The sequence below is a fragment of the Saccharothrix sp. NRRL B-16314 genome (assembly GCF_000716595.1).
Classification (GTDB): domain Bacteria; phylum Actinomycetota; class Actinomycetes; order Mycobacteriales; family Pseudonocardiaceae; genus Actinosynnema.
In genome coordinates this window covers 1-302 of the sequence record NZ_JNXC01000247.1, presented here as the reverse complement: position 1 = coordinate 302, position 302 = coordinate 1, and the positions used below count along the sequence as shown (strand labels likewise).

Below are 302 nucleotides of genomic sequence, written 5' to 3'. Positions count from 1 at the left end.
ACCGGCTGGTGGACTACCGCGCCCGCCGCCCGCTGCTGACCTTCCGGCGCGACCGCTGGACCGCGTACGAGACGCCGTCCATCGAGGTCCGCCTCGTCCAGGACGCCACCGGAGCCCCCTTCCTGGTCCTCTCCGGCCCCGAGCCCGACGTGGAGGGGGAGCGGTTCGCCGTCGCCGTCCGGCAGATCGTCGAGCGCCTCGGTGTGCGCCTCTCCGTCAACTTCCACGGCATCCCCATGGGCGTGCCGCACACCCGCCCCGTGGGCCTCACCCCGCACGGCAGCCGCACTGACCTGATGCCC

Annotated in this window: 1 protein-coding gene; it reads left to right on the top strand. The window is 74.2% G+C overall.

The features are described from left to right. Nucleotides 1-302: PAC2 family protein (locus OQ02_RS39845; protein WP_033443874.1), on the top strand; the 302-nt coding region annotated here is incomplete at both ends.